The sequence below is a fragment of the Thermogemmatispora sp. genome (assembly GCF_042408735.1).
Classification (GTDB): domain Bacteria; phylum Chloroflexota; class Ktedonobacteria; order Ktedonobacterales; family Ktedonobacteraceae; genus Thermogemmatispora.
Map to the genome: position 1 here is coordinate 72,568 of NZ_JBHOQV010000126.1, position 18,428 is coordinate 90,995.

General features: G+C 63.2%; 17 protein-coding genes, 1 rRNA gene and 1 riboswitch. Of the genes, 12 read left to right on the plus strand and 6 right to left on the minus strand.

Annotated elements, in window-relative coordinates:
- Window positions 1–97: 97 nt before the first annotated feature.
- Window positions 98–1,102, minus strand: a complete 1,005-nt coding sequence (locus tag ACFMO7_RS11780) for an ABC transporter substrate-binding protein (RefSeq protein WP_376795676.1) — start codon at window positions 1,100–1,102, stop codon at window positions 98–100.
- A gap of 155 nt (window positions 1,103–1,257) precedes the next feature.
- The gene (locus ACFMO7_RS11785; RefSeq protein ID WP_376795677.1) at window positions 1,258–2,061 is read right to left on the minus strand and encodes an ABC transporter permease; all 804 of its coding nucleotides are present in this window, start codon (window positions 2,059–2,061) and stop codon (window positions 1,258–1,260) included.
- Between the two features lie 374 nt (window positions 2,062–2,435).
- A riboswitch (FMN riboswitch) is annotated at window positions 2,436–2,674 on the minus strand.
- 207 nt (window positions 2,675–2,881) lie between these two features.
- Here ACFMO7_RS11785 and cofE point away from each other — a divergent pair.
- The 6 genes from cofE (at window position 2,882) to ACFMO7_RS11815 (ending at window position 7,830) form a co-directional block, all read left to right on the plus strand.
- Window positions 2,882–3,682, plus strand: coding sequence for a coenzyme F420-0:L-glutamate ligase (gene cofE, locus ACFMO7_RS11790; RefSeq protein WP_376795678.1), 801 nt, complete (start codon window positions 2,882–2,884; stop codon window positions 3,680–3,682).
- Between the two features lie 114 nt (window positions 3,683–3,796).
- The gene (locus tag ACFMO7_RS11795; protein ID WP_376795679.1) at window positions 3,797–4,510 is read left to right on the plus strand and encodes a nitroreductase family protein; all 714 of its coding nucleotides are present in this window, start codon (window positions 3,797–3,799) and stop codon (window positions 4,508–4,510) included.
- Entirely contained in the window at window positions 4,467–5,492 is a 1,026-nt protein-coding gene (cofD, locus tag ACFMO7_RS11800) for a 2-phospho-L-lactate transferase (RefSeq protein WP_376795680.1), read from the plus strand. Before ACFMO7_RS11795 ends, cofD begins: the two co-directional genes overlap by 44 nt.
- A 121-nt stretch (window positions 5,493–5,613) precedes the next feature.
- Window positions 5,614–6,258: a 2-phospho-L-lactate guanylyltransferase gene (gene cofC, locus ACFMO7_RS11805; protein WP_376795782.1), complete on the plus strand. Its 645-nt coding sequence runs from the start codon at window positions 5,614–5,616 to the stop codon at window positions 6,256–6,258.
- On the plus strand, window positions 6,228–7,247 hold the full coding sequence (locus ACFMO7_RS11810; RefSeq protein WP_376795681.1) for a TIGR03557 family F420-dependent LLM class oxidoreductase: 1,020 nt from the start codon (window positions 6,228–6,230) through the stop codon (window positions 7,245–7,247). Before cofC ends, ACFMO7_RS11810 begins: the two co-directional genes overlap by 31 nt.
- Window positions 7,248–7,428: 181 nt before the next feature.
- Window positions 7,429–7,830 carry a PPOX class F420-dependent oxidoreductase gene (locus ACFMO7_RS11815; protein ID WP_376795682.1) on the plus strand — a complete coding sequence of 134 codons (402 nt, stop codon included), beginning with the start codon at window positions 7,429–7,431 and terminating at the stop codon, window positions 7,828–7,830.
- A gap of 157 nt (window positions 7,831–7,987) precedes the next feature.
- Here ACFMO7_RS11815 and ACFMO7_RS11820 read toward each other — a convergent pair whose 3' ends face one another.
- The gene (locus tag ACFMO7_RS11820; protein ID WP_376795683.1) at window positions 7,988–9,031 is read right to left on the minus strand and encodes an FTR1 family protein; all 1,044 of its coding nucleotides are present in this window, start codon (window positions 9,029–9,031) and stop codon (window positions 7,988–7,990) included.
- Between the two features lie 368 nt (window positions 9,032–9,399).
- Between ACFMO7_RS11820 and ACFMO7_RS11825 the strand changes: the two genes are divergently transcribed.
- Entirely contained in the window at window positions 9,400–10,299 is a 900-nt protein-coding gene (locus ACFMO7_RS11825; protein WP_376795684.1) for a class I SAM-dependent methyltransferase, read from the plus strand.
- A 7-nt stretch (window positions 10,300–10,306) separates the two neighbouring features.
- On the opposite strand, the gene ACFMO7_RS11830 is transcribed toward ACFMO7_RS11825, so the two are convergent.
- Window positions 10,307–11,263 (minus strand): hypothetical protein, encoded by a 957-nt coding sequence (locus ACFMO7_RS11830; RefSeq protein ID WP_376795685.1) that lies wholly within the window; start codon window positions 11,261–11,263, stop codon window positions 10,307–10,309.
- 423 nt (window positions 11,264–11,686) lie between these two features.
- Between ACFMO7_RS11830 and glnA the strand changes: the two genes are divergently transcribed.
- The 4 genes from glnA (at window position 11,687) to thyX (ending at window position 16,048) form a co-directional block, all read left to right on the plus strand.
- Window positions 11,687–13,117, plus strand: coding sequence for a type I glutamate--ammonia ligase (gene glnA / locus ACFMO7_RS11835; RefSeq protein ID WP_376795686.1), 1,431 nt, complete (start codon window positions 11,687–11,689; stop codon window positions 13,115–13,117).
- A gap of 323 nt (window positions 13,118–13,440) precedes the next feature.
- Window positions 13,441–14,433 (plus strand): GTP 3',8-cyclase MoaA, encoded by a 993-nt coding sequence (gene moaA / locus ACFMO7_RS11840; RefSeq protein WP_376795687.1) that lies wholly within the window; start codon window positions 13,441–13,443, stop codon window positions 14,431–14,433.
- 293 nt (window positions 14,434–14,726) lie between these two features.
- Window positions 14,727–14,951: a helix-turn-helix domain-containing protein gene (locus tag ACFMO7_RS11845; protein ID WP_376795688.1), complete on the plus strand. Its 225-nt coding sequence runs from the start codon at window positions 14,727–14,729 to the stop codon at window positions 14,949–14,951.
- Window positions 14,952–15,127: 176 nt separating this feature from the next.
- Window positions 15,128–16,048: an FAD-dependent thymidylate synthase gene (gene thyX / locus ACFMO7_RS11850; RefSeq protein ID WP_376795689.1), complete on the plus strand. Its 921-nt coding sequence runs from the start codon at window positions 15,128–15,130 to the stop codon at window positions 16,046–16,048.
- 21 nt (window positions 16,049–16,069) lie between these two features.
- On the opposite strand, the gene ACFMO7_RS11855 is transcribed toward thyX, so the two are convergent.
- Window positions 16,070–16,630 (minus strand): GNAT family N-acetyltransferase, encoded by a 561-nt coding sequence (locus ACFMO7_RS11855; protein ID WP_376795690.1) that lies wholly within the window; start codon window positions 16,628–16,630, stop codon window positions 16,070–16,072.
- Between the two features lie 333 nt (window positions 16,631–16,963).
- Between ACFMO7_RS11855 and ACFMO7_RS11860 the strand changes: the two genes are divergently transcribed.
- Window positions 16,964–18,136, plus strand: coding sequence for an aminotransferase class V-fold PLP-dependent enzyme (locus ACFMO7_RS11860; RefSeq protein WP_376795691.1), 1,173 nt, complete (start codon window positions 16,964–16,966; stop codon window positions 18,134–18,136).
- Between the two features lie 133 nt (window positions 18,137–18,269).
- Here ACFMO7_RS11860 and rrf read toward each other — a convergent pair.
- Window positions 18,270–18,386: ribosomal RNA gene (gene rrf, locus ACFMO7_RS11865) — 5S ribosomal RNA — on the minus strand.
- Between the last annotated feature and the right edge of the window lie 42 nt (window positions 18,387–18,428).

The following is an 18,428-nucleotide window of genomic DNA, read 5'->3' on the forward strand; positions in this document are numbered from 1 at the left end:
GCAGAGCAGGCGGGCGCCGATGCCCGTTGGAGGTCGGGCGGGCCTTTGCCGGGCATCGGCGCGGCGCCTTGCCGCCGGCCAGCGTCAGCCTTGCTGATCAGGCAACAAACTGGTTGGTGTAGGCGGCGCTGACATCGGAGATCGTCGGCACCAGTTTTGAGGCGACCATGAAGGAAGCTGTCGCCTGCCAGGTTGCGGGGTCATTGTAGCCAAGGTGTCCGTTGCCCCGCCAGACCGGAATAGTGGCCTGCAAGACCTCGCGGGCCTTCGTCACGTCCATGCCGGGCACATAGCTGCGGCTCAACTGCAGGGCCTCATCGGGATTGGCAATGACCTCGCGCAGTCCCCGCAGGGTCGCCTGCACGAAGGCGCGCACCATCTGCGGCTGCTGGCGCAGGGTGGTCTGCAAGGTGACGATGCCATTCGAAATCAGCGGCTGATAGTCCGAGACCTCGAAGGTGCGCACGGCGAAGCCCTGGCGACGTAGCTGCAGCGGCTCGTTGTTCGAATAGCCCATGACGGCATCGACCTTGTGGCCGAGGAGAGCGGCCACCTGGGTGAAGCCGATCGATTGCAAATGAATGTCGTTGACGCTGAGATGCTCGTGATAGAGCAGGGCCAGCAGGCCGACGTAGGTAGCGCCATAAGGGCCAGGAACGCCGACGCTGTGGCCCTTCAGGTCGGCCAGAGTCCGAATCGGTGAATCCGCCGGGACGATCAGGCAGACCGGGTAGCGCTGGAAGATGGTGGCCACGTTGACGGCCTGCACTCCCTTGCTGCGGGCCGTCAGCTCCTCATCGCCGCTGGCGAAAACAAAGGTGTTGCGCCCCGCTACCATCGAACCGACCAGGTCGGTGACAATGCCGTGATTGAAGGTCACGTTCAGGCCAGCCTCATTGTAGTATCCCTTGGCTTTGGCCACATAGAAGGGCGCAAACTGAATATCTGGGATGTAGCCCAGGCCAATGGTAACATCCGTCAGAGTCTTTCCTGCGGGAGAGGAGGACGAGGTCGGTCCCGCCGACTGGCCGCAAGCACCAAGCCAGAGAGTCAATACTAGAAGGAAGCAACTTGTCAACAAGAGGCGCGTAATCTTCTGCATAAGGCACACAATTCCCCCGTACGTACAACACAACAAAGCTGCTTGTCGTCAGTGAGCGACTGACTGGGCATGCATAGGAGCGGCACGCTGGCTGGCCAGCGGCTCCGAGCAGGTGGTAGGGACAGGGGCCGAAGCGCGGTTGGTTGGTCGGTCGGTCAATAGATGGCTTCGGCCACTTTGCTCAGCAGCCAGGCAAGACCGTAGTAGACTGCCGCCAGCGCGGCAAGCAACGCCAGTGTTGCAAACATAAAGGGTGTATCGTACTGATGCTGTCCTTGCAGGATCAGGCCCCCTAGCCCTTGGTTGCCGCCGGCAACAAACTCGCCCACCAGGGCGCCGGTGATCGAGAGCGTCAGGCCAGTGCGTACCGCTGCCATGATGGCCGGCAGCGCTAGGGGAAACTCGATTGCGGTCAGCAGCGACCAGCCGGCGGCCCCGTCGACGCGCGCCGCATCCAGGATGGAGCGATCGATGGTACGTACGCCCAGCGCGGTGGTGATCACCATTGGAAAGAGTACTACCAGCATACACAGAATGACGGTAGGAAGCAAGGTGTAGCCCAGCCAGAGCACAAGGAAGGGCGCGATGACGATGGCGGGAATAGCCTGGCCGGCGGCCAGGTAGGGCTGCACGGTGGCTGCAATCAGGCGGGATTTGGCCAGACCATAGCCCAGGGGCAGCCCGATGGCGACCGCCAGCAGGAAGCCAAGCAGACTTTCCTCAATGGTGGCCAGGGCATTGACCTGGAAGAGACCCGTGCTGAGGCCATCCAGCAAGCGTTGCCAGACATCGGCGGGCGCCGGGAGGAAGAGCGGATTGATGTGCCCGTAGCTGGTACCCAGATACCACAGTCCTAGCAGCATGACGGCCACCAGCAAGGGCGGCACCAGGGTCCAGGCTGTGGCCTGTCGTCGGCGGGCCTGGCTGATCCCGGCTCCCTGTGCCGCTGCCAGGTTCATCGCTTCCTCTCTCTCTCCCTCCTGACTCTGGCGACCCTGGCGGGAAGGTGCGAGCGAGAGATGTTTTCGTGCAGAGGTAGACGTGTCGATACCCATCATGGCCCTCGGTGATCTGTTCTCGTGACAGCGCCGCTGTCGCCTCTGGCTTGCCACACGCTCGGCCCGTCGAGCCTGCAAAGGCTCAGGAGAGGGAGCGCCTGCTCGCCTTCTGTCAGGGGAACAACGGCCAGGCTGTCAGTTCAACCGACCCGGGGGGCATGTGAGGGAGATGCAGGAGAGCGCTGACGGAGAGCGTGACCAGTTGCTGCACTGCCTGCACCAGACTCCTGGCGCTGGTCGCAAGCGGAGGATCAACTCGTCCGTTTCGCGAGATACCAAGCCTTCTCCCATCCGGACTGTTACCGTCGGCTTCGGCCTCTCACCGAATCCATCGCCGGGCAGCGACCACCTGTCGTGGTCCATCAAGGCGGCCAGAGCGCGCGAGCACATCGCCGATCTGGTCCCTTTGCTGACGCCCAGCGAGTCGCGGGCTTGGCAGCTCACACGTGCGCAGTCGATCGCGTGTGGCCACCATACCGCCGGTCGGGAATTGCACCCTGCCCCGAAGGTCTTGTTTTCGTCTTTGTCGATATTATGACACAGAGCGCAGGAGAGGTGCAAGAGGGAGCGAGGACGAGCGTGCCGGACTGCTCCGCCAGCGCGCTCGCCGGTTGGGAGACTCGGCCGAGGAGCCTGAGCCGGTCCGCCCAGGGCGCGGAAGAGGACGGCCTATTTGCAGGAGAAGCGAGTTGCGAAATATAATACTCACCCAGGAGGATGTATGGGCGAGGAACTACGGATCATCCCCGTCAGAGGTATTGGCGAGATTACCCCAGGGAGTGACCTGGGGGTTATCATCTCTACTGCCTTGCAGACTCAGGGGCTGACTCTGGCGAACGGCGATATCCTGGTAGTCACGCAGAAGATTGTCTCGAAGGCCGAGGGGCGACTGGTCAGCCTGGAGGAAGTGACCCCCTCGGCCTTTGCCCTGACGATTGCGCGCGAGAGCGGGAAGGATCCGCGCCACGTCGAGGTGATTCTGCGCGAGACGCGGAGGCTGGTACGCATGGACCGGGGCGTGCTGATCTGCGAGACGCATCATGGCTTTATCTGTGCCAATGCCGGCGTGGATGAGTCCAATCTTGCTGAGCAGCACCAGGTGAGCCTGTTGCCACGCGATCCCGATCGTTCCGCGCGGGCGCTGCGGGAGCGCCTGCTATCTTTGGCCGTTTCCGGAGCCAGCCGGGATGAGAAGCCGCCGAGGCAAGAGCCGCTTGAGCAGTTGGCGGTCATTATCTCCGACACCTGGGGCCGGCCCTGGCGCAATGGCCAGGTCAACATGGCGATCGGGGTGGCTGGGCTGGCGCCGATCCGTGACTATCGCGGCCAGCCCGATGCTTACGGCCGCGAGCTGCGCGTGAGCGCTATCGCTGTGGCCGATGAGCTGGCTGCGGCAGCCGAGCTGGTCATGGAGAAAAGTGCTGGTGTCCCCGTCGCGCTGATCCGTGGCTATGCTTATTCCCCTGCGGTGGGAGGGGTCGAGCCGTTGCTGCGGGATGCCGCCAGCGATCTGTTTCGCTAGCCGTTCGTCGACAGAGGCAGCCAACCGGCCAACCGTTCCATCGACTCATGCCAACTGGACGGGGCCGCCGGCTTACTGATCGATACGACTCAGAGAAGGTAGAGCGAACGAGCCGTGACAACTGCGTGTGAACGAGCTGTGACCGTTTCCCAGCGAGCCGGCGACCTGCTTACGCTGCTGCGCAGCCGACGCAGCGTGCGCTCTCTTCAGGAGCGACCGGTCCCCGAAGCGCTGCTGGAGCAAGTCCTGGAGGCGGCTCGCTGGGCCCCCTCGCCGCATGGGCGCCAGCCCTGGCGCTTCGTTGTCTTCAGCGACCCCGAGCGCAAGGAGCGCTTAATCGAGGGGATGAGCGCCGCCTGGGAGGCCCAACTGCGGCTGGATCAGCAGCCGGAGGAGACTATCGCCATGCGCCTGGAGAAATCGCGTCAGCGTATTCGCCAGGCGCCGATCCTGATACTACCCTGTCTATATCTGGAAGATCTGGATCGCTATCCCGATGCCGGGCGTCAGGAGAGCGAGCGCATTATGGCGATCCAGAGTCTGGGGGCAGCGGTGCAAAACATGCTTTTGATGGCCTACGAGCTGGGCCTCGATACCGGGTGGATGTGCGCGCCGCTCTTCTGCCCCGCCGTCGTCTGCGAGGTGCTCGATCTGGACCGGCGCCTGCATCCCCAGGCCCTGATCACCCTGGGCTATGCCGCCGCCGACCCCAAACGACGGCCCCGCTTGCCCCTGGAGGCGCTCGTCATTCGTCTTGATCCTCAGAGCCAGAGTCAGGGAGGCCATGAGCGGGCAGACGGCCCGTCGAACGGCTCCGTTGAGCGCTAGCCAGTCAGAGCCGGAGAAGCGAAGAGAAGGGAGCAGCGAGAAAGCCATGATCGTCGTGCTTGCCGGGGGCGTTGGTGGAGCGCGCTTTCTACAAGGCATCGTCCAGGTCGTCCCGCCGGAGGAGGTCACCGCCATCGTGAACACGGGCGATGACCGCGAGTTCTACGGGCTGCATGTCTCGCCCGATATCGACATCGTTCTCTACACGCTGGCAGGCGTCGTTGACGAGCGCCACGGCTGGGGCATTCGCGACGATACCTATCACGTTATGCAGCAGCTCACTCGCTATGGGCATGAGGACTGGTTTCTGCTGGGGGATCGCGACCTGGCGACCCATATTCATCGCACGCTGCGCCTCCGCCAGGGGCGCACGCCCAGCGAGATAGCCGATGAGCTGCGCCAGCTCTTTGGGCTGAGCCTGCGTGTTCTCCCTATGAGCGACGACGCAGTGGCGACACACATTCAGACGCCGGTCGGCCTCTTGCATTTTCAAGAATACATGGTCAAGCGTCGCTGCACGGATGAGGTGCAGGGCGTCGTCTTTGTCGGCATCGAGCAGGCCAGGCCAGCCCCTGGGGTTCTGGAGGCCCTGCGCCAGGCGGAGATCGTGCTGCTGGCCCCGAGCAACCCCATTGTGAGCATCGGCAGCATCCTGGCCCTGCCCGGCGTGCGTGAGACCCTGCGCGCGACCTCTGCCACGGTTGCGGCCGTCAGCCCGATCGTGGGTGGAGCCCCCATCAAGGGGCCTGCGGACAAGCTCATGAGCGGCCTCGGCCACGAGGTCTCGGCGCTGGGGGTAGCGCGCTGCTACGCCGATTTTCTCGATGTGATGGTCATCGACCAGCAAGATGCGGCCCTGGCGCCGGCCATCGAAGCCCTTGGCCCGCGCGTGCTGGTCACCGATACCATTATGCGCGATAACGAGGCCAAGGCTCGTCTGGCGCGCGAGGTCCTGCGCGTCTGCGGGCAGGCCGCCGTCTAGTTTCGTCCAGCCCAACCAGCGTTCGCGAGGGAGTGTCATTCCTGTGGCGGCACGACCAGCAGTACACCTGGAAAGAGCAGGTGCAACTGGCGCTTTGTCCAGTTGCGGCGCTCTCATCCCAGTGAAGGTCCTGGCGGCAGCCAAGGGCCGATTGGCCGGGCATTTGTCACCGGCCCAGCGCGCCCAACTGGTGCTGAGCATGCTCGAGCACGTTGTGACCACTCTGCGGGCCAGTGGTCTATTCTCCAGGATCGTTGTGGTGAGCGCTGATGAGCGCGTACGCGCCTGCGCCGCTGCCTGGGGAGCGGAAGGCTGGCCCGAGGAGCAGCCGGGCCATAACGCGGCCCTGGAGGCGGCGGCCCGGCGCCTGCGCGCCGAGGGAGTGACGGCCCTGCTGACAATCTCTGCCGATCTCCCTCTGCTGCGGCGCGAGGAGATTGGGGACCTGCTGGCCCAGGCCCAGCGCTATCCCGTGGTGCTGGCTCCTGCCCACGACGGCCAGGGCACCAACGCCTTGCTGCTGCGCCCTCCCCTGCTCCTGCCCTATCTGTTCGGTGAGGGCAGTCTGCAGCGCTACAGCGAGGCCGCCCGGGGGCGCCACCTTGCCTGTGTCCGTTACGAGAGTCTGGGGCTGGCTCTCGACATCGATACGCCGGAGGACCTCCAGCGCTCTGGCCTGGCTGAGCGCTGGCTGAGCGCAGCGCCCTCCGCGCACTGTCTCAGGGAGAAAAGATCATGCCAGTCGTTGGATATTCTGCAGCCTTAGAGCAGTTCCATCCCAGCGACCTCCTGCGCTGGTGCAGGGAGGCCGAGGAAGCCGGCTTCGGGGGCGTGATGGCCGCCGACCACTTCCATCCCTGGACGCCAACCCAGGGACAGAGTCCCTTTGTCTGGTCCTGGATGGGCGCCCTGGGGCTGGCCACGCAGAAACTCACCTTTGGTCCTGGCGTCACCTGCGCCTCCTATCGCTACCATCCGGCCATCATCGCCCAGGCCGCCGCGACTCTGGCGGCTATGTACCCAGGACGCTTCTGGCTGGGCATCGGCACCGGGGAAGCGCTCAACGAACATGTCGTCGGTGGCGAGTGGCCCGAAGCGCCGGTGCGCCTGGAGCGCATGATCGAGTCGATTGAAATCATCAAACTGCTCTTCAGCGGCAAGAAGGTCCGCTACAGCGGCAAGCACCTGCGTATGGAGAGCGCCCGCCTCTATACGCGCCCAGAGACGCCGCCACCGATCCTGGTCGCCGCCTCCGGTCCCAAGGCAGCCGAAACCGCTGGACGGCTGGGCGATGGGCTGATCACGCCAGCGGCCCCGCCCGAGAAGCTCAAGATGCTGTTGGAGCGCTTTGAGAAGGGAGCGCGCGAGGCCGGCAAGGACCCGAGCAAGATGCCGCGCCTGCTTCAGCTCCACGTCTCCTGGGCCCCAACCCGGGAGGAGGCCGTCAACAATGCCCTGAAGGAATGGCCCAATGGCGGCATCAAGGCCCCCAAACAGGATATTCGCTCGCCAGAGGACTTTGAAGCCTTTGCCCAACTGGTGCGCCCTGAAGACTTCCAGGGCCGTGTCTTGATCTCGCCGGATCTGGACGAGCACCGGCGCCATATCCAGAGCTTCTTTGACCTCGGCTTCGACGAGGTCCATGTCCATAACGTCGGGCGGGACCAGAGCAGCTTTATCCGCGCCTACGGCGAGGCCGTCATTCCGGCCCTCCGCCAACCGGTTCCGGCCTCCCAAGAGAGGCCAACCTCCTGAGCGGTCCGGTGGGGCGGCCGCTCAGCCGCCCACAGGCAACAAGGACCGCCTGGAGAACGGGCCGACGAGCCGTCCCCCGGACCCTGGCCCATGGTCGGGGTCCGGGGGATGCTTGAGGCAGGCACCAGTCTTCCCAAGAAGTGAAGCAATACCATCAAAAAAATAAGGAGGCATACGACAGATGGCAGGGCTTTCGGAGCGCGCGCGCGCCTTCCTCCAGGAAAAGCCACGCTTTGGCGTCCTCGCTACAGTGAACGCCGATGGCTCTCCCCACCTGACCACCATGTGGTTCCTGCTGGACGGGGACGAGGTCCTCATGAATACCAGGGTGGGGCGCGTCAAGGAGCGCAACATGCGCCGCGACCCGCGGGTCTCTCTCTGCATCGAGGACGGCTATCGCTATGTCACCATCAGCGGGCGGGTGCGCCTGATCGATGACCCCGCGATAGCTCAGGCCGATATCTACCGGCTAGCGCGCTCCTACCATGACGAGGACGGGGCCCGCCAGCAGATGGAGCATTTCAGCAAGGAGCAGCGCGTCACAGTGCGGCTGGCCTGCGAACAGGTCGTCGAGTACCTCTGAAAGAAGGGGAGAGGGGCAAGAGGAAAGGGGCAGGGACCAGGGGCAGGAAGCGCGGGGAGACCAGAGCTGTGGGGTTGGGGCCCACGCTCTGGCCTCCCCGCGTGGCATGGTAGGGAGACCGTGATGTGACCTTCAGGCTGACGCCATCAAAGGCACCTTAAGAGGAGACCTCCGTTGCCGGGGCTGCAACCTCGGCAGTGGGAGGAGCCTCGGGCCGAACGGCGGGCCGCTCGCCGTGCTGGCGCGGTCGCCAGACGCGGACATACTCGGCCAGGAAGTAGGACCCAATAACCAGAATGGCCGCCAGAGCCTGGGCCACTAGCCCCTCAACGTTGGGGAAGACCGCGAACCAGAGACCCATCCAGTCAGGAATGGGCAAGGGAACAGGGGTAGTACTGAGCCAGCCAGCAAGCTGCATCTCCTGGACGCTCTCGCCCACCATCACAATCAGGACCACACCCAGCATGACCCCGGTCAGGACAAGCATCTTCTTGTAGGGGAGACGATGGTGAGCAACGAAGGTCAAAGCTCCCACCGTGGCGGTGAAGGCCAGGCCGATCAAGACGCCGATGAGTACAATGCCTGAGCCAACCTGCATGCGGAGATTCTGCAGGAAGAGAACGACCTCGAAGCCTTCGCGATAGACCGAGGTGAAGCCAAGCACCACCATGCCAGCCACAATGCGCGACTGCTCATCTTCACCCAGGCTCAGCAAGCTGCGCCGCCGACGGTTGTGGAAAGAGATCCAGCCGGTCCAGTAGACACGGTGGAAGAACCAGTTCATGATGACGAGCAGAACGATAACCGCCAACAGGCCCGTGGCCGCCTGCACGTGCAGCTCAGGCGCGTTCACCTCGCTGAGGATGCCAACGACAATGAACCAGGTGAGCAGCGTGGCAAACAGGGCCAGACCAGCCCCCGCCGCAATCGGACGCCGATATTTGCCATGCGCCCCCATCATGCTGGCCGTGATGGCTGCCAGCACCAAAATAGTCTCTAGCCCCTCACGAAAGACTAATAAACCCGTATCCAAAATAGCCGCGCCTGGACTCAGATGCGGAACGGTCGGGTCAGGATTGCCTTCAGCAGTAATACCCTGCCAGACAAGGGCGGCAACAACTACCAGTCCAGCCAGCAGGAGGACTGCGCGGATAACCTTTTGTAGAAGACTCCCGGTAAAGTAGGCTTGTATGTACCTCACTCCAGCAAGTCCTTTCGTCTCTTCCTTCTTCCTACCCGGTTGCGACCTGCCTCGCTTCGCAGATCCGCTCACTGCCCTCTCGATATTAGGGCAGGCTAATATCTTAGTGGTGTACTCGGATATTAGCATGGCCTAATCAGTTTTGTCAAGGGGGAGACTGGCTTTCTTGACGCTGCTCCGCATCATTACCGGGGGATGCATTAAAAATCCGTGAAAATTGAAGACCATCCCTTGTATCCATATATTCGAATTGACATATTAAGCTCCTCTTTTCTAGAATGGAAGGCGTTCTGAGGCAAAGCCGTCCATCCGCCCAGCGCCGTGGAAAGAAGGCGCGGTCAGTAGAAAGGAGCAAGAGAGAAGGAGCCATGCCCTGGTGGTTCTTCAAGCATGGAGGAGGGAACGAGCCTGAGCCGGGGGAGAGCCAGCCGGTGGAGGGGGCAGGGGGGGCGCGGAGTGGTCCCGCTGGGCAGAGCCGAACGTATCGGCTTTCCCTCCCTGGAGGGCTGCGAGAGATCGACCGGCAGGATCTGCAGCATTATGCCCTCAAGGCTGTCCTGCGTGCTAACTATCTGGCCCCGATTGGCAAGCCGGGCAGCATTCTCGATGCCGGCTGCGGGAGCGGCCAGTGGGCCTATGAACTCTGCCAGCAATTTCCCCAGGCCACGGTCGTTGGTCTTGACCTGGAGCCGATCCAGCAGAGAGCTGCCCCTCCCCCCAACTTTCGCTTTGTGCGGGCTAACCTGTTGGACGGTCTTCCCTTTGCCACCGGCAGCTTTGACTTTGTGCATCAGCGTCTGGTGGCCCGCTCTCTGCCCATCACCTGCTGGACAGTGCTCGTCAAAGACCTGGCACGGGTCACCGCCCCCGGTGGCTGGCTTGAACTTGTCGAGGGCGGAGCGCAGATCGCACCCGCCGGTCCTGCCACGCAAGAGGTCTTCTCACTCACCGGTCAATACCTGTTGGCCCGCGGCCTCGATGGCCAGGGGCTGATCGCCGGATCGCTGGTACACTATCTGGAAGAGGCGGGCCTGAGCGCGATAGAGCAATGCACAGTCGCGGCGCCGCTGGGCGGGTGGGGGGGTCCGATCGGCCTGCTCCTCTTACAGGAGTTCCTGGAGACCTTTCTGGCCCTCAGTGAGCGTGTGGCGCGGCGCTTCCAACTCCCCCAGGAGGCTTTTGTCGCCCTGCTCCAGAGCATGCAGCGCGAGTGCAACGACCTGCACACCAACTATTATTTCACCATTGCCTACGGACAGAAGCCCTGAAGGGTAGTCAAGCGCCAGGCCGACCGATCTCCACCCTCGCTCGGGTCGGAGCGAGTTGAGGCTGGCCCTCACCCAGTCCCTTCTCTGAAGCGGGGCCAGCCCAGTGGAGCGCCGTTGGCTGGGCGCTATAGCTCACCAGGAGCCCACTAGTCGTTGTCCAGGTGGCCTGTGCGCAGTAGAGGAAGGCGGACGGCAAGCCCGTTGGAGCGGGTTGCTGGGCCAATTGCTCGTTCAGGCGTCCCTCAAACAAGGCGACCAGCCCGGTCACCGGCAGCCCTCCCAGATCAGCGTGCAGAAGGTGCACCTCGAGGTGGCAGGCCGAGGTCAGCGGCTGGACTTGCAGCAAGAAAGGGCGCGTCAGGGCTACCCCCAGGATGGTCAGCGTTTCTTCCCCCCTTATCTCGATCAGAGCGCCCGGCTGAGTTGTGATGCGCAGGTGACTGATCTGGCCAGGCAGGCCGGACTGCGGAAGATGCTGGTTGACAAGGGCTGTCAGATAGGCCGGCGAGAGCTGAAGCACAAGATCACTTCCAGAAGAGGAGACCGGAGAGGAGGTGGAAGCCAGAGGGAGGGGAGAGCGATCGGATCCCATGGACCCCAGAACGAGCAGAGCCACGAGTACGACGGCCAGCGCCCCACAGAGCATCCCCAGCAGGAAGGTCCTCATCGGGAGCCAGGGCCGCAGAGGGGTGGGGATAGGAGCGGAGGGAGGTCGCGCCTCCGTCACCTCTCTATCGGGCAGCGGGCCGGAGAGTCGTCGGGTTGGACGCGCCCCTTCTGCCGGGGGGAGCCGTAACCTGAGCGGCCCCCGGCCTTGGGGATCGTCTGCAGGGTGGCTGACCTCTATCGGTTCGGTCAGGTCGGAGGAAGCGTCAGCGCCGTCGAAGAGAGGAACCGAGGCGGCCTCAACCGCCGGATCGGTCTGGTCGTCATCGCTGGCGCCGGTGTTGGCGAACCAGGGCATGGCTGGCAAGACTCCTTTAGCAAGCAAACCTGCAGTGTATGATAGCCGTTCGGCCCCAGCGGCGCAAGAGGTTTTCTTTTTGGGCAGATCGCACAAAAGAGAGCGCCTTGCTTTCAGACAAAGTGCCCGTAGTCTCAGCAGCACGGGGGGACGTATCATAGAAGCAAGTAGGGGAGCTAGACCTCGACCGCCAGTGGAGAGAGAGGAAGAGAGCGGGAGGAAGGGGCGAGCGCGGGCTGTCACGAGGCGGCTGCCCCGGAGGCGCTGCTGAGCGCCAGCGCGCCGGAAGTCATCAGTTCAGCAGGAAAGAAAAGACCTAGCGACGAGCAGTCAGAAGTGAAGAGCACCAAGTGGCGACGAGAGCCGAAGGCGTGTCCGGCAAAGAGGCTGGGGAGAGACCAGTAAAGAGGAGAGTTCGACGGCATGACACCTGAAGAAGTTCTGCAATTTGCTAAGGAGCGCGGTGCCAAGATGGTAGACTTCAAATTCGTGGATCTACCGGGCACCTGGCAGCATTTCAGCGTTCCGCTGCACGAACTGGATGAGGAGACGTTTGTCGAGGGGAAGTATTTTGACGGATCGAGCATCCGCGGCTTCCAGACCATCGACGACAGCGACATGCTGGTGATCCCCGATCCAGATACAGCGTTCATGGACCCCTTTACCAGCGTCCCCACGCTGAGCCTCATCTGCACGGTGGCCCACCCCGGGCCGGGCGCGCACAAGCAGCCCTACAGCCGCGATCCACGGACGATTGCCCGCAAGGCCGAGCAATATCTGCGCTCGTCCGGGATTGCCGACGTCAGCTACTTTGGTCCCGAGGCCGAGTTCTTCGTGTTTGACAACGTGCGCTTCTCCTCGACCCAGAATGTCCAGTACGCCGAGGTCGATTCGGATGAGGCGCACTGGAATAACGGCCGCAACGGCAGCGTCAACCTGGGCCACCGCCTGCGCCCGAAAGAGGGCTACTTCCCGGTCCCACCCAGCGATACCCTGCAGGACCTGCGCAGCGAGATGGTCCTGACGCTGGAGGAGCTGGGCGTTCCGGTCGAGGCCCAGCACCACGAGGTCGGCGGCGCCGGTCAGTGCGAGATCGATATCCGCTACAACACGCTGGTCAAGACCGCCGATAACCTGATGATCTATAAGTACGTGGTGAAGAATACCGCGCGCAGGCATGGGAAGACGGCCACCTTCATGCCGAAGCCGATCTTTGGCGACAATGGCTCCGGCATGCATGTGCATCAGAGCCTGTGGAAGGATGAGCGCCCGCTCTTCTACGATCCCGAGGGCTACGCCGGCCTCTCCCAGACGGCCCGCTACTATATCGGCGGCCTGCTGACCCACGCCCCCGCCCTGTTGGCGATCGCCGCTTCGACCACCAACAGCTACAAGCGGCTGGTGCCCGGCTTCGAGGCTCCGGTCAATCTGGTCTTCTCCAAGGCCAACCGTAGCGCCGCCGTCCGTATTCCCAATACGGACTGTCCATCCGCCAAGCGTATCGAGTTCCGTCCGCCCGATCCGACGGCCAATCCCTATCTGACATTCGCTGCTTTGCTGATGGCCGGCCTCGACGGCATTCGCCGCAAGATCGAACCCAGCGAGCACGGCTTCGGGCCAATCGATCGCGACCTGTACCACCTCTCCCCGGAGGAGCTGCGCGAGATCGGCTCGGTTCCCGGCTCGCTGGAGGAGGCCCTCAACGCTCTGGAGGCTGACCACGCTTTCTTGCTGGAGGGCGGCGTCTTTACGACCGACGTGCTGGAGCATTATGTTGAACTGAAGCGCGCTCAGGTCAATGAGGTGCGCATGCGCCCCGTGCCGATTGAATTCGCCCTCTACTACGACGCCTGATCCTTCTGAGCTGATCGTACGCACAAGCGAGCGGACCGCGGGGGATGAGCCATGCCCCCTCGAGTCCGCTCTTGTGTTCTTTCCTTTTCTTTTCTTCTTCCTTCGCTTGTAGTCCTCCTTCTCTCTTCCCCTCCCGCCCGCCTCTAGAAGGCTGCTCCGGCGGAGGAGCGAGCGCAACAACTTACCGGTCGGAAGGAAGCGGCGACGCTCTTGCTCAAGCGGCCCGGCTGACTGGCTGTTTCGGCTCTGGCAATGATATAATTGAGTATCTCTGCTACCCGCGCAGTATGACGTCATCCTCGCTCTGTCTGGAGAGGCGCTTTATGGACCCACTAGTTGATAGCTATGGCCGGCGTATCCGCAATCTGCGTATCTCGATCACCGATAAGTGCAATTTCCGCTGTACGTATTGTATGCCCGCCGAGGGTCTGCCGTGGCTGAAGAAGGCCGAGATTCTGACCTATGAGGAGATCGAGCGGCTGGCCCGCCTGGCGGTGCGCATGGGCATTGAGCAGATCCGTCTGACCGGCGGAGAGCCACTGGTGCGACGAGACGTTCCGGAGCTGGTGTACAGGCTGCGCCAGATCGAGGGGCTGCGCAGTCTGAGTTTGACGACCAACGGGGTGCTCCTCAAGCAACTGGCCCGCCCCCTGGCGGAGGCCGGCCTGACGCGCATCAATGTGAGCCTCGATTCGCTGGTGCGCGAGAAGTTTGCCCGCCTGACGCGCCGCGATCAGCTCGATCGCGTGCTTGAAGGACTGGAGGAGCTGGAGAAGTATCCAACGATCCGCCCAGTGAAGATCAATGCGGTGGCGATGCGTGGCTTCAGCGAGGAGGAGGTGCTTGATTTTGTGCGCCTGGCCCGACAAAAGGGCTATGTGGTGCGCTGGATCGAGTTTATGCCCCTGGACGCCGACCAGATCTGGCGCAAGGAGGATATTCTGACCGGCGCAGAGATCAAGGCCATCATCGAGGCTGAGTACGGCCCGCTGGTGCCGATCCAGGGCGATCCTTCGGAGACGGCCCGCCGTTATACCTTCAGCGACGGCCTCGGCGAGGTGGGCTTCATTAATCCGGTCAGCGAGCCGTTTTGCGCCACCTGCGACCGTATCCGTCTGACCGCCGATGGGCAGTTGCGGACCTGCCTGTTCGCGACCGAGGAGACCGATCTGCGCACGCCTCTGCGCTCGGGAGCCTCCGATGAGGAGCTGATGACCATCATCCGGGGCGCCGTCTGGCGGAAGGAACTGAAGCACTATATTGGCGATAAACGCTTCAGGAGAGCGAACCGCAGCATGTCCATGATCGGAGGCTAAGGGCATCTTCCATCTTCTTGGCCAGGAGCATGGATAACACGCCCTTTGCGTGTTACCTGACGGAGAGATGTTCGTCTCTCTAGATAAATAGGCAAATAGACATGGTAAGTCTTCGAGTGCCTAAGAAGCAGGAGTGTTCCATTTTGTGGCCTGAGCGACGGCTGGCCCGGAGCCGGTAAGGCTTTCTCTCTCCTCCTGCTGGCTTGGCGATGGGGCGTCCCCACCCCTCTCTGGCAGAGCGGACGGGAGAGGCGGGCGGGGCGGGCACTCGAAGCGGCCAGGAAGGAGATGCTGTGGAACACGAAGCGCTCGATTTGCTCACGGTGCGCGAGGTTGCCCGTCAACTGCGGGTAGACGATACAACGGTGCGGCGCTGGATCAAGACGGGGGCCCTGGAGGCGATCACGCTCCCTCATCGTGGCCGACGCCAGGCCTACCGGATCCGTCGATCGACCCTGGAGGCTCTGCTGACGACCTCGCCGCTCGCCTCTTCTCCCTCGGATCGGGCTGGCGAGTGAATGGGGGCCAGCTGCGCCGACTCGCTTCGGCTTTGGCGGATGTGGTAGACTGGTGACGCCCGCTTCTCGCCAGCGCGAGGCAGCGGCAACGGGAGGCCATGCCCCAGGCGCCTCGCCTTCCTTCGACCGACTGGGGCATGGGAGCCACTATCGATGCAGCACAGAGGAGAGAGGATATGGCGCAGCTATCGGCCGAGGAGCTGTTTAGCGAGCTGCAGGGAGAGAGGGATGGGGGCTTTGTGGCCATCCATGTCCCGGTCCAGCACTCTCCCGCTGGTGTTCCCTATCTGACAGCCCCAGGGGTGGTGCTCCTGGCCCGTCCGCAGACGAACCTACGGGGGCTGGCGGCTTTTTTAGAGGGCTTTGATCCCGCTTATGGCTTCCAGGGCTACATAGATGATCCGACGGTCCTGCCCGATGGGGCCCAGCTCTGCAAGGTGGCGGGCCAGACCTGCTATCTGAGCTTTGGCCCGAAACATACGCCTAACGCCCAGGCGACTCGCTATTTCGAGAATCTGAAGGCTTCGCGGCATGGCTCGGTGCTGGAGCACGCCACCTTTAGCTTCTTTATCTACGGGGTGTCGCGCAGCCTGACACACGAACTTATTCGCCATCGTGCCGGCTTCAGCTATTCGCAAACCAGCCAGCGCTTCGTCGACGGGCGCACGCTCCGCTTTGTCGAACGTCCGGAGTACCGGCACGATGAGTATCTCCATCGCCTCTTTCTGCGGCGCATCGAGCGCGCCGCGGCGGAATATGCTGAGCTGAGCGACTATCTGCTGGCCCGTCAGCAGGCCGGTGATCCCCTGTTGAGCGCCGAGGCGCGCACCGACCTGCGCAAGCGCGTACAGCAGTGCTCGCGTTCGCTCTTGCCCAACGAGACGGAGGCGCCGCTGGTGGTCACGGCCAACGCGCGTGCCTGGCGCCATGTGATCGAAGAGCGTACCGCGCCTCATGCGGAAATCGAGATTCGCGAGCTGCTAGTCCGTATCTTTGTCTGTCTGGCCCTGGTTGATCCCGTGCTCTTCGGCGATTATCGCCTGGAGCGCCTGCCCGACGGGACCTGTAGCGTACGCACGTCTTATGAGAAGGTCTGAAGGCAGAGGGGGGGCCAGGGGCTAGGGCAGGGAACGGCGATAGAGCTGAAAGCCGTCGTCGGCGGCGCGCTGACCGGCGCAGGTGGCGTCAGACACGGCCTCTAGCTCGCAGCGCGCCGCCAGGCGGGCCGCGGCGGGATCGCGGCGCGGGAGCAGGACCTCGAACCAGAGCGCTAGCCCTCGGCGCTGGCTTTCGTCCTCCAGCTCGCCTCCCCACAGCCGGGCCCGATTGAGGGCACAGACCAGCAAGGCTCTGCCCCCGCCACGGCGGCGATGGTCGGGGTGCACCGTCCCCTCGCAGCGCAGGTGGTAGCCCTCCCCATCGCGCATGAGGTGCAGCAGGGTGTAGCCGATCAGCTCCCCCTCCAGTCCTTCGAGCGTGCCGCCCTGTCCCCAGGTGTTCAGCTCGTCATCGTCGTCGAGCAAGACGAAAAGGGTCGGTCCCAGCTCTCCAAGATCGAGGCTGGCCAGCCAGTCTTGCCAGGCCGCCGTCGAAAAGAGGCATCCATCGATCTGCTCTGCTTGCTGCTGGAGGTCTCTAATCTGGGCCAGGTCGCCTGGCCGTGCTTCGCGAACGCGCACGTGCTTTCACTCCCTTACTTCTGATCGCTTGCCTGATGCCAGGGCCGGGCCGGGCAGCAGGCCAGGCAAGAAGAGCAAGCCACTCTCCTCTTTTTTTTATGATAGCGCCTTTGGCCTGTCCTGAGCAACGCTGGCCGTCTGCGCCGGCGGGCCGCCCTGGGGAGCGCGGAGCAAGATCTGTGGCCCGTCCTTTCTTCTCTGGCCGGCTGTCATATAATGAAGGTACTTGCTTTCCCATAAAGATAAATTATTCGATTTGGAGGGGGGAGAGAGAGGGAGAGGAGGGGAGAGGAGAGCAAGGGAGACCACCACAGTGAGCGAAGGAGGAGAGCTTTGGGCGATTCCGCTGCTCAGAGAGTGCAGGCGATCCGCGAGCTGATGCCGGCGACGCGCGCCCATGTCTATCTCAACACAGGCACAATGGGGCCATTGCCGCGCTGTGTCATTGAAGCCATGCAGGAACGGCTCCAGGAGGAATGGCAAGAGGGGCGCCTGGGATCGGAGGCCTATGCCGCCCTGTTGGCCCACTACCAGGAAGCCAGGCGGCGCTGTGCCGAGCTGCTCAATGCGGGGACTGACGAGATCGCCCTCACGGACAACACTGGTGAGGGACTCAATATCATCGCCTTTGGTCTCAACTGGCGAGAAGGCGATGAAGTGATAACCACCAATCACGAGCACATCAGTGCCCTGGCCCCGCTCTACCAGATCCGCGAGCGCTACGGTATCCGCCTGCGGATCGCTGATCTAGGAGAGGGCGGAGAGCGTTCGGCAGAGGAGGAAATTGGCAGGCTGATCACGCCGCGCACGCGCCTGATCGTGATCTCACACGTCTCCTTTATGACGGGAGCACGCTTTGACGTCAGGGCGGTGACGGCCCTGGGGCGGCGTCATGGGCTGCCAGTGCTGGTCGATGGAGCCCAGGCCGCGGGGGCGATCGCCGTCGATGTAGAGGCGCTGGACGTCGACTTCTACGCTTTTCCGATGCACAAGTGGCTGTGTGGTCCCGATGGGACGGGGGGACTCTACGTCCGGCGCACGGCTCTGTCGCAGGTCCAGTCGACCTATGTGGGCTACTACTCTCTCAAGCACGAGTCCAGCAGCGACTGGGAGCTGCACGAGACGGCCCAGCGCTTTGAGCTAGGAGGAAGGCAGACAGCGGCCCTGGTCGGGCAGAGCCGGGTGCTACGCTGGCTGGCCGAGGAGGTCGACCATCACTGGCTGCAGGAGCGCATCGCCATGCTCAATCAGGCTGCCGCTGAGCTGCTCAGCCAGGTGCCAGGGGTCAGGGTCTTGACACCTCGGCCCGGGGAGAGCGGCCTCCTCTCGTTCACCTTCGAACGAGCGGAGCCGGAGCGAGTGGTTCAGCGCCTGGCGAAAGAGCACAACGTTCTCATACGCAGCATTCCCGAGCGTCAGGCCCTGCGTATCTCGACAGGCTTTTACAATACCGAAGAGGAGCTGGAGCGAGTAGCGGCGATCCTGCGAGCCTGGCCGGAAGGCTAAGCGAAGGTCTCCAACGGGTGGCGAGGGAGAAGAAGCCTGGGAGGGAGCAGCGAGGAAGCCACCCGCCCGGCCGGGCATTGAGGGAGGAGCGGGGGGAGTCGCCGACAAAAGACAGCGCCCGTGAGCGCGGGTGAAGCGGCGACGTCCTACTTTCCCACGGGACTTCTCCCGCAGTATCATCGGGGCTGGAGAGCTTAACTTCCGTGTTCGGGATGGGAACGGGTGTACCCTCTCCGCTACAGTCGCCGATTCGCCTGCACTCGCGGGCGTCTGCGCTTGACGTAGGGTATAG

Coding starts and splice junctions, on each gene's coding strand:
- ACFMO7_RS11780 (WP_376795676.1), bottom strand. CDS start 1,102: ATGCAGAAGATTACGCGCCTCTTGTTGACAAGTTGCTTCCTTCTAGTA.
- ACFMO7_RS11785 (WP_376795677.1), bottom strand. CDS start 2,061: ATGAACCTGGCAGCGGCACAGGGAGCCGGGATCAGCCAGGCCCGCCGA.
- cofE (WP_376795678.1), top strand. CDS start 2,882: ATGGGCGAGGAACTACGGATCATCCCCGTCAGAGGTATTGGCGAGATT.
- cofD (WP_376795680.1), top strand. CDS start 4,467: ATGAGCGGGCAGACGGCCCGTCGAACGGCTCCGTTGAGCGCTAGCCAG.
- ACFMO7_RS11810 (WP_376795681.1), top strand. CDS start 6,228: ATGCCAGTCGTTGGATATTCTGCAGCCTTAGAGCAGTTCCATCCCAGC.
- ACFMO7_RS11815 (WP_376795682.1), top strand. CDS start 7,429: ATGGCAGGGCTTTCGGAGCGCGCGCGCGCCTTCCTCCAGGAAAAGCCA.
- ACFMO7_RS11825 (WP_376795684.1), top strand. CDS start 9,400: ATGCCCTGGTGGTTCTTCAAGCATGGAGGAGGGAACGAGCCTGAGCCG.
- ACFMO7_RS11830 (WP_376795685.1), bottom strand. CDS start 11,263: ATGCCCTGGTTCGCCAACACCGGCGCCAGCGATGACGACCAGACCGAT.
- glnA (WP_376795686.1), top strand. CDS start 11,687: ATGACACCTGAAGAAGTTCTGCAATTTGCTAAGGAGCGCGGTGCCAAG.
- moaA (WP_376795687.1), top strand. CDS start 13,441: ATGGACCCACTAGTTGATAGCTATGGCCGGCGTATCCGCAATCTGCGT.
- thyX (WP_376795689.1), top strand. CDS start 15,128: ATGGCGCAGCTATCGGCCGAGGAGCTGTTTAGCGAGCTGCAGGGAGAG.